This is a genomic window from Gramella sp. AN32, assembly GCF_023718305.1.
GTDB lineage: Bacteria > Bacteroidota > Bacteroidia > Flavobacteriales > Flavobacteriaceae > Christiangramia > Christiangramia antarctica.
Genome location: NZ_QEYO01000005.1, coordinates 134,148 through 146,305 on the forward strand (window position 1 = coordinate 134,148; position 12,158 = coordinate 146,305).

Annotated in this window: 17 protein-coding genes; 5 read left to right on the plus strand and 12 right to left on the minus strand. The window is 36.4% G+C overall.

Annotation, left to right across the window (positions count from 1 at the left end):
• Nucleotides 1–18 precede the first annotated feature (18 nt).
• Nucleotides 19–678 (plus strand): uracil-DNA glycosylase family protein, encoded by a 660-nt coding sequence (locus tag DHD80_RS07860; protein ID WP_251740704.1) that lies wholly within the window; start codon nucleotides 19–21, stop codon nucleotides 676–678.
• Between the two features lie 5 nt (nucleotides 679–683).
• Here the strand turns inward: DHD80_RS07860 and DHD80_RS07865 are convergent, their stop codons facing one another.
• The 12 genes from DHD80_RS07865 to DHD80_RS07920 all read right to left on the minus strand — a co-directional run bounded on the left by DHD80_RS07865 (nucleotide 684) and on the right by DHD80_RS07920 (nucleotide 9,483).
• Complete coding sequence (locus tag DHD80_RS07865; protein WP_251740612.1) at nucleotides 684–818, minus strand: 30S ribosomal protein THX; 135 nt, start codon at nucleotides 816–818, stop codon at nucleotides 684–686.
• A gap of 3 nt (nucleotides 819–821) precedes the next feature.
• On the minus strand, nucleotides 822–965 hold the full coding sequence (locus DHD80_RS07870) for a hypothetical protein (RefSeq protein ID WP_251740613.1): 144 nt from the start codon (nucleotides 963–965) through the stop codon (nucleotides 822–824).
• 73 nt (nucleotides 966–1,038) lie between these two features.
• Entirely contained in the window at nucleotides 1,039–1,809 is a 771-nt protein-coding gene (trpA, locus tag DHD80_RS07875) for a tryptophan synthase subunit alpha (protein ID WP_251740614.1), read from the minus strand.
• A gap of 96 nt (nucleotides 1,810–1,905) precedes the next feature.
• Nucleotides 1,906–3,087 carry a tryptophan synthase subunit beta gene (gene trpB / locus DHD80_RS07880; protein ID WP_251740615.1) on the minus strand — a complete coding sequence of 394 codons (1,182 nt, stop codon included), beginning with the start codon at nucleotides 3,085–3,087 and terminating at the stop codon, nucleotides 1,906–1,908.
• Between the two features lies 1 nt (nucleotide 3,088).
• Nucleotides 3,089–3,802 carry a phosphoribosylanthranilate isomerase gene (locus tag DHD80_RS07885; RefSeq protein WP_251740616.1) on the minus strand — a complete coding sequence of 238 codons (714 nt, stop codon included), beginning with the start codon at nucleotides 3,800–3,802 and terminating at the stop codon, nucleotides 3,089–3,091.
• Between the two features lies 1 nt (nucleotide 3,803).
• The gene (gene trpC / locus DHD80_RS07890) at nucleotides 3,804–4,595 is read right to left on the minus strand and encodes an indole-3-glycerol phosphate synthase TrpC (RefSeq protein WP_251740617.1); all 792 of its coding nucleotides are present in this window, start codon (nucleotides 4,593–4,595) and stop codon (nucleotides 3,804–3,806) included.
• Entirely contained in the window at nucleotides 4,595–5,596 is a 1,002-nt protein-coding gene (gene trpD / locus DHD80_RS07895; RefSeq protein WP_251740618.1) for an anthranilate phosphoribosyltransferase, read from the minus strand. Before trpD ends, trpC begins: the two co-directional genes overlap by 1 nt.
• Nucleotides 5,597–5,602: 6 nt before the next feature.
• Nucleotides 5,603–6,220, minus strand: coding sequence for an aminodeoxychorismate/anthranilate synthase component II (locus DHD80_RS07900; protein WP_251740619.1), 618 nt, complete (start codon nucleotides 6,218–6,220; stop codon nucleotides 5,603–5,605).
• A 1-nt stretch (nucleotide 6,221) separates the two neighbouring features.
• Nucleotides 6,222–7,616, minus strand: coding sequence for an anthranilate synthase component I family protein (locus tag DHD80_RS07905; RefSeq protein WP_251740620.1), 1,395 nt, complete (start codon nucleotides 7,614–7,616; stop codon nucleotides 6,222–6,224).
• Between the two features lie 198 nt (nucleotides 7,617–7,814).
• Nucleotides 7,815–8,384, minus strand: a complete 570-nt coding sequence (locus tag DHD80_RS07910; RefSeq protein ID WP_251740621.1) for a YceI family protein — start codon at nucleotides 8,382–8,384, stop codon at nucleotides 7,815–7,817.
• Nucleotides 8,385–8,393: 9 nt separating this feature from the next.
• The gene (locus DHD80_RS07915; protein WP_251740622.1) at nucleotides 8,394–9,047 is read right to left on the minus strand and encodes an NAD(P)H-dependent oxidoreductase; all 654 of its coding nucleotides are present in this window, start codon (nucleotides 9,045–9,047) and stop codon (nucleotides 8,394–8,396) included.
• Nucleotides 9,031–9,483, minus strand: coding sequence for a MarR family transcriptional regulator (locus tag DHD80_RS07920; protein WP_251740623.1), 453 nt, complete (start codon nucleotides 9,481–9,483; stop codon nucleotides 9,031–9,033). The genes DHD80_RS07915 and DHD80_RS07920 overlap by 17 nt, the downstream gene beginning before the upstream one ends.
• 137 nt (nucleotides 9,484–9,620) lie before the next feature.
• On the opposite strand from DHD80_RS07920, the gene DHD80_RS07925 reads away from it, so the two are divergent.
• The 4 genes from DHD80_RS07925 (at nucleotide 9,621) to DHD80_RS07940 (ending at nucleotide 12,038) form a co-directional block, all read left to right on the plus strand.
• Entirely contained in the window at nucleotides 9,621–9,935 is a 315-nt protein-coding gene (locus DHD80_RS07925; RefSeq protein WP_251740624.1) for a rhodanese-like domain-containing protein, read from the plus strand.
• A 159-nt stretch (nucleotides 9,936–10,094) separates the two neighbouring features.
• The gene (locus DHD80_RS07930) at nucleotides 10,095–10,751 is read left to right on the plus strand and encodes an outer membrane beta-barrel protein (protein ID WP_251740625.1); all 657 of its coding nucleotides are present in this window, start codon (nucleotides 10,095–10,097) and stop codon (nucleotides 10,749–10,751) included.
• Nucleotides 10,752–10,887: 136 nt separating this feature from the next.
• Nucleotides 10,888–11,706, plus strand: a complete 819-nt coding sequence (locus tag DHD80_RS07935) for an SDR family oxidoreductase (RefSeq protein WP_251740626.1) — start codon at nucleotides 10,888–10,890, stop codon at nucleotides 11,704–11,706.
• Between the two features lie 182 nt (nucleotides 11,707–11,888).
• A complete protein-coding gene (locus tag DHD80_RS07940; RefSeq protein WP_251740627.1) occupies nucleotides 11,889–12,038 on the plus strand; it encodes a hypothetical protein in 150 nt (49 codons plus the stop codon).
• Nucleotides 12,039–12,158 lie beyond the last annotated feature (120 nt).

Genomic DNA, 12,158 nt, shown 5'->3' on the forward strand with positions numbered 1-12,158 from the left:
AATTTTAACCCCCTAGTTATTTTTTACCATACCCACCCTTATCCGCCATTTATCCCGGCGAGCGCTACAAAATTAATTGTTGGAACGCTCCCCCCGCCAAGGTTTACCAGCCGTAAATTAAAACCAGATGATGTAGATTTTTGCTATGGAAGCAAGGATGGCCTATTATGGCCAATTTTGGATAAGATTTTTGAACTAAACCTTCTTTTCGATAATTCCGAAAAAGCCGTTTCCCAACGCAAAAAATTTCTGACAAATCGTGGTATTGGTATTTGCGATATTGTGGAATGCAGTACCAGGGAAAAAATTGATGCTTCAGATTTGGGGATGCAGGATGTGGAGTTGAGGGAAATGATCAAAATTCTCAAAAAATTCCCTAAGATCGATACGCTTATTTTTACAGGCGGAAATTCTAAAAATGGCCCGGAATATTTTTTTAGAAAGCTCTTAAAAGATAAATATCCGCATATAAGATTAAAATTAATAGACCAATCCACGCCAAAGATTCATGAGTTCCTTTTAGATAACCGGATTATATCCACTGTTTCTTTAACTGCACCTTCAGGGGCGGCAAATATCTCTATTGGCAGCAGTGAACTTTACAAAGCTCTAAAAAAGAAGAACCCTGACTTCAACACAGTTGACTTCAGGGTTCTTCAGTATAAAGATCATTTTTAAGCGACTTATTTCAAAGCTTTCTTATCCTGATCTGCCAGGGTTGAAGGTTTAATTTTAAACTTTTTACGTTTAGGCCTCAATTTCCCATGAGTTCCTATCGCAATTTTACCACGCTTTGTTTTTTTGTCGCCTCGTCCCATAGCTTATTTTTTGTTTTGTTGTTCCTTAATGGTTTTTTCATCAAAATCTACATCGTTGGTTTGTTGATTTCTATCACCAGTAGGATTTGTTGGGTTTGTTTGTTCAGTTTTTCTAGTTTTCCTGTTGTTTTCAATTGGGCCTCCCATAATGTTGTTTTTTAATGTTACAGCTTAAAGATAAGGACTTAAGGTCTTAAATGCTGTGAAGAGCCTGTTACAATTAGGTTAAAGCTTTCACATTCCAAACAAATTCCTTGATGCTCTCAATACCATTTTCATTCAGATTTTTAATAAAGGCAGAACCAATGATCGCCCCTTTGGCGAATTTTGTTGCTTTAGTGAAAGTCTCATGATCTTTTATTCCGAAGCCAACGATTTGAGGATTTTTTAAATTCATTTCATGAATTCGTTTAAAATATTCATGTGTTTTTTCTGAAAATCCTGAAGTAGATCCTGTAACGCTTGCACTGCTCACCATGTAAATAAAACTATTGGAAATGGAATCTATAAACCTGATCCTTTTTTCAGAAGTTTGAGGCGTAATTAGGAAAATATTCAACAAACCATATTTTTCAAATAAATCCTGGTAGTTTTCATGATAAACATCAACCGGTAGGTCAGGGATAATCAATCCGTCAATTCCAATTTCTGAACATTTTTTACAGAATTTCTCTACTCCATATTGTAGAATAGGATTGAAATATCCCATGATAATCAAGGGAATTTCAACCTTGTCTCGAATCCCCTCCAGTTGCTCAAAGAGTTTTTCGGTAGTCATTCCGTTTTTTAAAGCTTTTGTTGAACTTTGCTGGATCGTTGGCCCATCGGCTAATGGATCACTAAAAGGCAAACCAATTTCTATAAAATGAACTCCGCTTTTTTCCAGATCAACTATGATCTTTTCAGTGTCATTAGTATTGGGATAACCCGCAGTAAAATATATGGATAGGAGTTTATGGTCTGCCTCCAGTTTTTGATTAATTCTATTCATTTTCTATTTTTTTGTCATTGCGAGAGCGAAGCCCGAAGCAATCTCTAGGTTTATAAAGATGAGATTGCTTCACTACTTCGTAGCTCGCAATGAACCTTATAAATTAAAATATTCAATATAAGTATTCAGGTCTTTATCCCCTCTTCCCGAAAGATTTACCACTACCACATCATCAGGTTTAAATTTCCTGTTTTCAAAAATGGCGAGGGCATGGGAAGTTTCAATGGCGGGAATGATACCTTCCAGTTTTGCAAGTTCAAGGCCGGCTTTCATGGCCGCATCATCGGTGATACTAATAAATTCGCCCCTGCCGGAAGTAAAAAGATTGGCATGCATAGGACCAACCCCAGGATAATCCAGTCCTGCAGAAATGGAATAAGGTTCGGTAATTTGTCCGTCCCCGGTTTGCATTAACAGGGTTTTACTCCCATGGATAATACCCATTTTTCCCAATGCTGAAGTTGCAGCACTTTCGCCGGTATCAATTCCTTTTCCTGCGGCTTCCACGGCGATAATCCCCACTTTAGGATTGTCCAGATAATGATAATAGATCCCTGCGGCATTGCTTCCACCACCCACACAGGCAACCACATAATCAGGATCTTCTGTATTTTCAACTTCTTTTAACTGTTTTTTAATTTCTTCGGAAATCACACTTTGAAATCTCGCCACCATATCAGGATAGGGATGGGGCCCCACGACAGAACCAATAATATAGTGTGTGTCCACCGGATTGTTTATCCAGTCACGAATCGCTTCATTGGTCGCATCTTTTAAAGTTCTGCTTCCCGACTTTGCCGGAATTACTTTTGCACCCAGCATTTTCATTCTGGCAACATTGGGCGATTGCCTTTCAATATCGATTTCACCCATATACACAATACATTCCAGTCCCATTAGCGCACAAACAGTGGCTGTTGCCACTCCGTGTTGCCCCGCGCCGGTCTCCGCGATTATTCGCTTCTTGCCTAATTCCTGCGCCATCAAAATCTGCCCAACGGTATTATTGACTTTGTGTGCACCGGTATGGCAAAGATCTTCGCGTTTTAGATAAACTTTTGTATTATACTTTTCACTAAATCTTTTGGCGAAATATAGCGGGGTAGGCCTTCCCACATAATCCTTCAGCAAAGCCCTGAATTTCTTCTGAAAAGATTCACTTTGCATGATCTCTATATATTGGGAGCGTAGTTCCTCTACATTTGGATAAAGCATTTCCGGAATAAAAGCACCGCCAAACTCACCATAATAGCCCTTTTCATCAACCTGATAACTCATCCTATAAATTTATGTGGGTTTTAAATTCCTTTAATTCTTTTAATTTCTTCAAACCTGGTTTCAGTTCAAATTTGCTGTTTACATCGATGGCGTATAATAAACCTGGTTTACCCATACGCTGAAAATGATTTTTTAATTCGGAAATTTCTTCGGCATGTTCCAGACCAATTCCCCCACTTAGGAAAAAAGGCGTGTTTGAAGGATACTCTTTTAAAATTTGCCAGTCAAATGTTTCTCCATTTCCTCCCGGGTTTAAACCTTTTGTATCGAAAAGAAAATAATCTACAATCCCTTCAAAGGGTTTTATATCCTGAAAAGAAAAATCTTTCCCCACTGAAAAAACCTTAATAATTTCAGGAGTGTTACCGCTCTTTTGCAGTGTAGAGCGCAAATCTTTACAAAATCCTGCTGACTCTTCTCCATGAACCTGAACTGCATTCAGATGATATTTAGAAACCTTTTCCAGAATTTCATCGGCACCTGCATTTACAAATACACCTGTTTTTTTAATTTCCGGGGCAATTTTCGGCAATTCCCCGTCAAAATAGCGGGGCGATTTTTCGTAAAATATAAAGCCCATATAATCGGGTTCAAGCTCAGAAACCTGAAGCATGTTACCCGCGTTTTGCATCCCGCAAATTTTTAAACTTAAACCTATACTTTGCCCGGAAGCTGAGGTTATAAGCGTTTTTTCTTTCGAATTTTCCAGATTCATCTTAATTGGAATTTTGTATTTGTCTAATAAAATTGGAAGCAGATTCTCCTGGTTGACTTGTTCTCATAAAATTCTCGCCAATTAAAAAGCCTTTAAAATCATGCTTTTTTAACTCGTTGATCACCGCCGGATTACTAATCCCGCTTTCTGAAACTTTTACAAAGTTAGCAGGAATTTTTTGAGCGAGCTTTTTACTGTTTTCAATGGAAACTTCAAAGGTCTTTAAATTCCTGTTGTTCACTCCCATAAGATCTGCAGCCACGTTTACAGATTTTTCCAATTCCGCTTCATTATGAATTTCCAACAGCACGTCTAAACCAAGGTTTTTAGCGAAATTGGCGAAATTTTTCAATTCATCTTTTGAAAGTACCGAAGCAATCAACAAGATGGCATCTGCGCCATAAGATTTCGCTTCTAAGATTTGATATTCATCAATAATGAACTCCTTTCTAAGAATTGGAATATTCACCGCTGCCCTGGCAATTAAAAGATCATCTAATGAGCCGCCAAAATATTTACCATCAGTAAGCACAGACATTCCGCATACTCCAGCCTTTTCATAACCTCTGGCCACCTCCTGAATATTCAAGTCCTGGTTGATTATAGATTTTGAAGGTGACCTTCGCTTAAATTCTGCAATAATTCCAGTAGAAGATTTTTTTATCTTTTCTGAAAGAGACAAAACTTCTCTCTTGAAAAGTGCTGAATTTTCGAGTTGGGAAACCGGGACTACTTTTTTCTTTAGTTCTACTTCAAGCAGTTTATCGGCAACAATTTTATCAAGAATATTCATCAATTTTCGAGTTTACTTAATTCCTGTAATTTGCCAAAACACTTGAAAGCTTTTCCAGATTTAATAGATTCTTTTGCCAGCTGCATTCCTTCCAATGGAGTTATCTTGTTAACCGTGGCGATGGCCATCCCTGCGTTGGCGCAAACTACTGAAGTTTGTGCTGCAGTCCCTTCCCCTTTTAAAATGGAAATTAATATTTCTGCCGATTTTTCAATGGAACCTCCGCCGGCAATTTCACTTTGATCTAATTCCTTTACGCCAAAATCCTGTGGTAGAAGTATCTGTTCAGCATCATTTCTAATACTTTTAGCTGCCCCGGTTAAACTTATTTCATCGTAACCATCCAATGCATGCAGAATAGTATAATTTTTATCGGTTTTTTGATATAAATAGGCATACATCCTGGCCAGTTCAAGGCTAAAAACCCCCACTAATTGATTTTGCGGAAATGCCGGATTGACCATAGGCCCCAACATATTAAAGAATGTCTTTACCGCCAGACTTTTACGAACAGGAGCTACATTTTTCATGGCCGGATGGAATAGTGGCGCGTGCAAAATGCAAATATTAGCCTTATCGATACAGCGTTCCAAAAAACCTGTATCACTGCTAAACTTTATGCCTAAATATTCCATCACGTTGGAACTTCCACTAATTGAAGAAACTCCGTAATTTCCGTGTTTTGAAACTTTTATTCCGGCGCCCGCAGTTACAAAAGATGCTGTGGTAGAAATATTGAAAGTATCTTTTCCATCGCCCCCCGTTCCACAGAGGTCAATCGTATTATAAGCTGAAAGATCTACCGCTATACATAACTCCAGTAAAGCATCCCTAAAGCCTTCCAGTTCTTCAATGGTAATGCTTCGCATCATATAAACCGTAAGGAAGGCTGCGATTTGTGTTTCATTATATTTTCCTTCTGAAATATTAAAGATCACCTGTTTAGCTTCTTGGGTGGTGATCGTTTCGTGATTTATTAATCGGTTTAATAATTCTTTCATTACTGCTTAAGCTTGACTGTTTAATTTCACAAATTTTTGATCGCTATTCAATATTTTAGGGCCTTCCAGCCAGTTTTTGATCATTCTTTTTCCGTTTGGGGTAAGAACAGATTCTGGATGAAACTGGACCCCCCTAACATCAAACTCCCTATGTCGCAAAGACATGATCTCACCTTTTTCATCATGGCTGGTGGCTTCCAGGCTATCTGGTAATTCCCCCGCAACCACCCAGGAGTGATATCTACCAACCTGAAATTCTTTTTCAAAGCCATCAAATAAATATTCATCTTCTACCGAAAGGATGTTCTTTGTAGCCACCCCGTGATGAACTTCAGCAAGATTCATTAATTTTCCCCCGAACACTTCACCCATCGCCTGCATTCCCAGACAAACTCCTAATAAACTTTTAGTGGGAGCATATTTTTTTATGATATCTTTTAATAAACCCGCTTCATCAGGAATTCCCGGGCCCGGTGAAAGAAGGATTTTATCATAATCTTCCACATCCTCAAGATCTAGTTGATCATTTCTACGAACCACCACCTCAAAATCAAATTCTTCGATATAGTGAACCAGATTATAGACAAAAGAGTCGTAATTATCTATGACAAGTATTTTTTTCATTTTAAATTTCTTCAGCGATTTCAAGAGCTTTGGTTAAAGCACCAAGTTTATTGTAAACTTCCTGTAATTCGTTTTCGGGTTTGGATTCTGAAACAATCCCTGCACCTGCCTGGTAATGTAATTCATGATTTTTGCTTACAAAGGAGCGAATGATGATGGCATGATTAAAATTTCCTTCAAAATCCATAAATCCAATGGCGCCGCCGTATGCACTTCGGTTTACATTCTCCAGTTTTTCGATGAGTTTAAGCGCCATGGGCTTTGGAGCTCCGCTTAAGGTTCCTGCCGGAAAAGTATCGGCAACAATCTGAGCAGTGGAAACATCTGGGTTTTTATTCCCCGTAACTTTGCTTACCAGATGGATCACGTGTGAAAAGAACTGGATCTCACGGTAATTTTCTACCTGCACATTGGTTCCATTTCGGCTTAGATCGTTTCTGGCAAGATCTACTAACATTACATGTTCAGAATTCTCTTTTTCATCGTTACTTAATTCTTTAGCGATCTCCGCGTCCTTTTCATCATTTCCTGTTCTTTTATAAGTTCCGGCAATTGGATGAATTTCAGCAACACCATTTTTTACAATTAATTGCGCCTCGGGTGAACTTCCGAAGATTTTAAAATTTCCATAGTCAAAATAGAAGAGATAGGGCGAAGGGTTCACATTCCTAAGTGCCCTGTAAACATTAAATTCATCGCCCTTAAATTTTTGGGAAAACCGCCTGGAAAGGACCAGTTGAAAAACATCGCCACGCTGGCAATGTTTTTTTGCAGTTTCTACCAGTTCCCTATAAGAAGCATCAGATAAATTAGATTTTGCTTCTCCAGCTCTCGAAAAATTATAGGAGGAAAAATTTTTGACTTTCAGCAATTGTTCAATTTCCTCAAGGTTACTTTCCGAATTGGGGCTGTGATCAAAAATATAAGCCTCATTCTTAAAATGATTGATGGCGATGATATTCTGATAAACCGCATAATAGATATCGGGGATTTTTAAATCCTTTTCTTTCTTCTGAATATCTACATTTTCAAAATATTTAACGGCATCATAGGCGATATAGCCAAAAATGCCATTATTGATAAATTTGAAGTCAGATTTTTTTGTATGAAAATTACCAGCGAATTTTTGAATCTCCAGAGGGATACTTGTATTCTTATCGATAACAGAATTTAAAATTTTACCGTTGGGGAACTTCTGTTCAATGGTCTCATTTTCAACTTTAAATGTCGCGATGGGATTACAGCAAATATAGGAAAAGCTATTATCACTGGCATGATAGTCACTACTTTCCAATAATAGACTATTGGGATAACGATCGCGAAGTTTTAAATAAATACTAACCGGGGTGATCGTATCGGCCAGGATTTTTTTGTATTGGGTCTCTAATTTGAACATCAGAATTTTTAATTTTTTGGAAAACAAAAAAGGCTTGTCGTGAGACAAGCCTATGATTTATTATTATAATGGCAAGTTAGCTCACGAATTTTTACGTAAGTTGATCCACCACCAGTTGTTTGCATTTTTTATAAACATGACTTCAAATATAGAAATGAAAATTTTCATATCAAATGAAATTTTAAAAAATGTTTTCTCCTAGAATTGAAGATTCACATCCAGTTCAAAATTGTCATAAATAGTTTTATCTCCTAAATTATCGAAAAAACTCCCACTACCATAACGAATATCATACTTGCTCCTATCGATTGTAAGTTTTGTAGAAGCTGAATTTGCATCCATTTTTAAATCGAAAGTAATGGGATGGGTTTGCTCTTTAATTGTAAGATCACCTACAATTCCGTAATTTCCCTCTCCTTTTTGAGCAGCGCTTGTAATTACAAGTTTCGCTGAAGGATGTTTTTCAACTCCAAAGAAATCTTCAGATTTTAAATGGCCTTCTAATTTGCCCTTGTTTTCACCACTAAGGTCTGTAACTGTAATCGAAGACATATCCATTACAAATTCACCTCCAAGGATTTTTTCATCTTCAATTTTAAAATGACCACTTTTTAGGTTTATAGTACCATGATGAGAACCCGTAACTTTTTCCCCTTTCCAGGTAATTGTACTATTCTTAATATCTACCTGTTTTGTTCCTGAAGTAAAGGCGATTGTGGTCAAAAATATGGCTGAAGCTACTCCGGTTTTTAATAATCTGTTTTTCATAATTTTAATTTAAATAATGTGAAATATTTCTGATTTACTTTTTCTAACTTTTTCCTGATATTGAAGGGAATCTTCTTCACTGCGGTAACCAATACAAGCAATGACTGCCGATTTTAGGTTTTTATCCTTCAGATGAAGAATTTCATCGAATTTTTCATTTTCGAAACCTTCCATTGGGCAGGCATCTATGCGTGAGTTTGCCGCTGCGGAAAGAAAATTCCCCAAAGCGAGATAGGCCTGTTTAGCTCCCCAAATTTGCTGTTGCTCCTGAGATAAAGAATTTATCGTATTTTTAATAGTGTCCTCCATTCCTTTTAAATCTTCCCGAGATACATTTCTGGTATCTGAAATATTTTGCATATAATCTTCCACATGCTTCTCTTCAATTTTCCTGAAATTAGAGAAGACGAATACATAATTTGAATCAATCAACTGAGGTTGGCCATATGCCGCATCTTTTAATTTTTTCCGGGTTTCTAAATCTTCCACAACCACAATCTCGTAAGGTTGTAAACCGTATGAAGACGCTGAAAGTCTTACACTTTCCATTAAAAGTTCAAGATTTTCTTTTGAAACCTTTTTGGATGGATCAAACTGTTTGGTGGCATATCTCCAGTTTAAATTTTCTAAATAAGCATTCTGTTTTTTAACTTCTGAGTTCATTCAATTTTATATTAAGATTATTTAATTCTTCTTCTGATAATTTTCCTGCATAACTGTTTTCAAAGCTTTCTACTAAAGGATCGATTTCAGATAATAATTTTAAGCCATTTTCGCTAATGGTTATCTCTACTTTTCTTCGATTTGCAGGACAAACGATTCTTTCACAGAGTTTTTTATCGATAAGCTTATCTACCAAACGAGTGGTATTACTCATTTTATTAACCATTCTTTCCTGAATAGTACTTAGGTTAGCAGGTTTGCCCTTTTGACCTCTTAAAATTCTAAGGACATTAAATTGTTGTGAACTAATATCAAAAGGCTTTAAGATTTCTGCTAATTCTTCATTCACTCTATTTGCGGTTACAATGAGGTTAAGGATCAGTTTTTTTTGAGCTGATAACTTACTTTCTATTTTTAATAACTCTTCGAGATTCATTTGTCTAAACAACATTTGTATATACAAATATAAAAGTCTTTTTAAGAATGGTTTAAAAAAAAATGTTAAATCATAATTTAATCTATAATTGGAAAAAATAAATTAAACTTATATTTAGGCTTTTAAAATTTTAAATAATGAAAGAACTTACTCAAAAAGATTGGCAGGAAAAATTTCAGAATGATGAGAATGGCGTACTGCTAGACGTTCGAACTGAAGAAGAAGTAGAGCAGGGATTTATTCCTAAATCGAAAAATATCGACATATATATGGGACAGGGATTTATAGATGAGGTAGAAAAGCTTGATAAATCAAAGAATTATTATGTTTATTGTCGATCAGGAAAAAGAAGTGCGCAGGCTTGTACTCTTATGGATCAACTAGGTTTTAATAAGACTTATAACCTATTAGGGGGCTTTAACGAATGGCAGGGTGAAAAGACTGAAGTTTAATATTATATAGGTAGTTTCTTACAGGTAAATACTGAATTCTGTTTTTTTACGTTAAAAACTAATACGTCGGTCTTTGATTGGATTTTTAAATTAATATATTTAACCCCGAATGTCCTATACATATCTACTGTTATGAACAAAAAAAAATATTTGCTATGCATGGCGCTGCTTTGCTTCCTTTTTACTCAGGCCCAGGAATACAGTCTTGGAATCAAAGGAGGTGGAAACTATGCAATGGGAGGGACTATTACTGGAATTAGTTCCGGAGGAGTGTATTTTGATGGTACAGTAGAGGCTGACTCCCAGTTTGGTTTACATGGAGGTTTATTTTTCGAGCTTCGCTATAAAAAATTCTTTGTGAGGCCGGAATTTGTGTATAGTAAAATGGAAACCGAATTTGCTTTTCCAACTGCTCCCTCTACGTATGCTGTAGACAAAATTAGTGTGCCACTTTTAGTGGGTTACAATGTGTGGGGGCCTATAGATATATACGCTGGTCCTGCATATCAAAATGTGTTGGATTCTTCCCTTGAAGGAACTGAACCGCCTAATCAGGTAATAGTAGTTCAAAATACTCCGTTAGCTGCTCAGGCGGGAATTAAAGCTGGATTTGGTAGATTTGAAATAGATTTGAGGTATGATCGTTCCTTGTCTACTGAGGAACCAATGGAAGTTGATATTATTAATACCGATTTTGGTATTAACCGGGCAACATTTAATGATACCAGATTAAATCAAATTTTGATTAGTTTAAGTTTTAAAATATTTGATAGTGAAGCAAATGCTGGACGACGTACAGGCGGGTGTTATTTTTAAAATAAAAAATATCGAAATTATAACTATAGAGCCTCCAAGTTGGAGGCTTTTTCTTTTCTAGGGTAAAGTTAAAAATTATGGAAACAGTATTGGGGAAGCTTATATTTAAATTAATTTCAAAAGAAAATTTTTAGAAATGCAAAAACCAAATGAAAGATTAAAGGGTCAAACAGCAATTGTGACTGGGGGAAGTTCAGGAATTGGAGCTGCGGTATCGCTTGCTTTAGGAAAAGATGGGGCAAATGTTATTATTAATTATAATTCGCACAAAGAAGAAGCGGAACAAATCTCCGAAGAAATTAATAAGGATTCAATTTGCGGAAAGGCAATTGCGGTCAAGGCAGATGTTAGCGTAGAAAAAGATGTTATCGCTATGTTTAAGACGGGGATTGAAGAGTTTGGGACTATTGATATTTGCATTGCCAATGCGGGGCTACAACAAGACGCTGCTTTGCATGAAATGACGTTAAAGCAATGGCAGACTGTAATAGATGTAAATCTTACCGGGCAATTCTTAGCTGTTAGAGAAGCAATCAAAGAATTTATGAAGAGGGGTATGCGGCCAGAGGTATCCAAATCTTTAGGGAAAATTATTCATATGAGTTCTGTGCATCAAATAATTCCCTGGGCAGGTCATGCCAATTATGCGGCCTCAAAAGGGGGCATTGTTATGCTTATGGAAAGTATATGCCAGGAATACGCCCCTTTTAAGATTAGATGCAACAGCATTGCTCCAGGAGCGATTAGAACTCCCATAAATAGGGAAGCCTGGGAAACTGAAATGGCACTTGAAAAACTTAATAAGCTTATTCCCTATAAAAGGATTGGAATTCCCGAAGATATTGGAAGTGTGGCAGCATGGCTTTCTTCTGATGAGTCCGAGTACATAAACGGTACCACAATTTTTGTAGACGGAGGTATGACTTGCTATCCCGGTTTTACCACAAACGGCTAAGGATTCCTTTTAATTAACACTTGACTTTCAAATAAAATTGAAAGAAAACCTCCAATTCTGTAAGAAATATGACTCTTAGTTTTCTTTCAACTTATAATTGGGAATCTTGACGATTATATTTTTATAGATTACTGATTTACCGTATATTAAAGGGATAATAATTCATTCTAAAACTTCATTATATGGAAATCTTTACTACATTTTTTGACAATTACAAACATTCAATGCAAGGTGTTGCCTTTCCTGCACAACTTCTAATTACAATTGTTTTTGCTTTCGTGATTTTAGGGGTTATAGCAGCAATAGTAAATACAGCAATTGCAGTATTTTAGATCGCATTAAATTTAAAGTTTGTAGAAACCAGAATATTTCTGGATAGAATCATATTGTCATATTTAAAGATATTCCTCTTATAAAATCAAATCCGCTTAGCATAGCGGATTTTTTTTATT

Bases quoted from the DNA above. Each gene is read 5' to 3' on its own strand.
- DHD80_RS07925 (WP_251740624.1), top strand. From the start codon at position 9,621: ATGAAAGAACTTACTCAAAAAGATTGGCAGGAAAAATTTCAGAATGAT.
- trpB (WP_251740615.1), bottom strand. From the start codon at position 3,087: ATGAGTTATCAGGTTGATGAAAAGGGCTATTATGGTGAGTTTGGCGGT.
- DHD80_RS07920 (WP_251740623.1), bottom strand. From the start codon at position 9,483: ATGAATCTCGAAGAGTTATTAAAAATAGAAAGTAAGTTATCAGCTCAA.
- DHD80_RS07900 (WP_251740619.1), bottom strand. From the start codon at position 6,220: ATGAAAAAAATACTTGTCATAGATAATTACGACTCTTTTGTCTATAAT.
- trpA (WP_251740614.1), bottom strand. From the start codon at position 1,809: ATGAATAGAATTAATCAAAAACTGGAGGCAGACCATAAACTCCTATCC.
- DHD80_RS07905 (WP_251740620.1), bottom strand. From the start codon at position 7,616: ATGTTCAAATTAGAGACCCAATACAAAAAAATCCTGGCCGATACGATC.
- trpC (WP_251740617.1), bottom strand. From the start codon at position 4,595: ATGAATATTCTTGATAAAATTGTTGCCGATAAACTGCTTGAAGTAGAA.
- DHD80_RS07935 (WP_251740626.1), top strand. From the start codon at position 10,888: ATGCAAAAACCAAATGAAAGATTAAAGGGTCAAACAGCAATTGTGACT.
- trpD (WP_251740618.1), bottom strand. From the start codon at position 5,596: ATGAAAGAATTATTAAACCGATTAATAAATCACGAAACGATCACCACC.
- DHD80_RS07870 (WP_251740613.1), bottom strand. From the start codon at position 965: ATGGGAGGCCCAATTGAAAACAACAGGAAAACTAGAAAAACTGAACAA.
- DHD80_RS07910 (WP_251740621.1), bottom strand. From the start codon at position 8,384: ATGAAAAACAGATTATTAAAAACCGGAGTAGCTTCAGCCATATTTTTG.
- DHD80_RS07865 (WP_251740612.1), bottom strand. From the start codon at position 818: ATGGGACGAGGCGACAAAAAAACAAAGCGTGGTAAAATTGCGATAGGA.
- DHD80_RS07885 (WP_251740616.1), bottom strand. From the start codon at position 3,802: ATGAATCTGGAAAATTCGAAAGAAAAAACGCTTATAACCTCAGCTTCC.
- DHD80_RS07940 (WP_251740627.1), top strand. From the start codon at position 11,889: ATGGAAATCTTTACTACATTTTTTGACAATTACAAACATTCAATGCAA.
- DHD80_RS07930 (WP_251740625.1), top strand. From the start codon at position 10,095: ATGGCGCTGCTTTGCTTCCTTTTTACTCAGGCCCAGGAATACAGTCTT.
- DHD80_RS07915 (WP_251740622.1), bottom strand. From the start codon at position 9,047: ATGAACTCAGAAGTTAAAAAACAGAATGCTTATTTAGAAAATTTAAAC.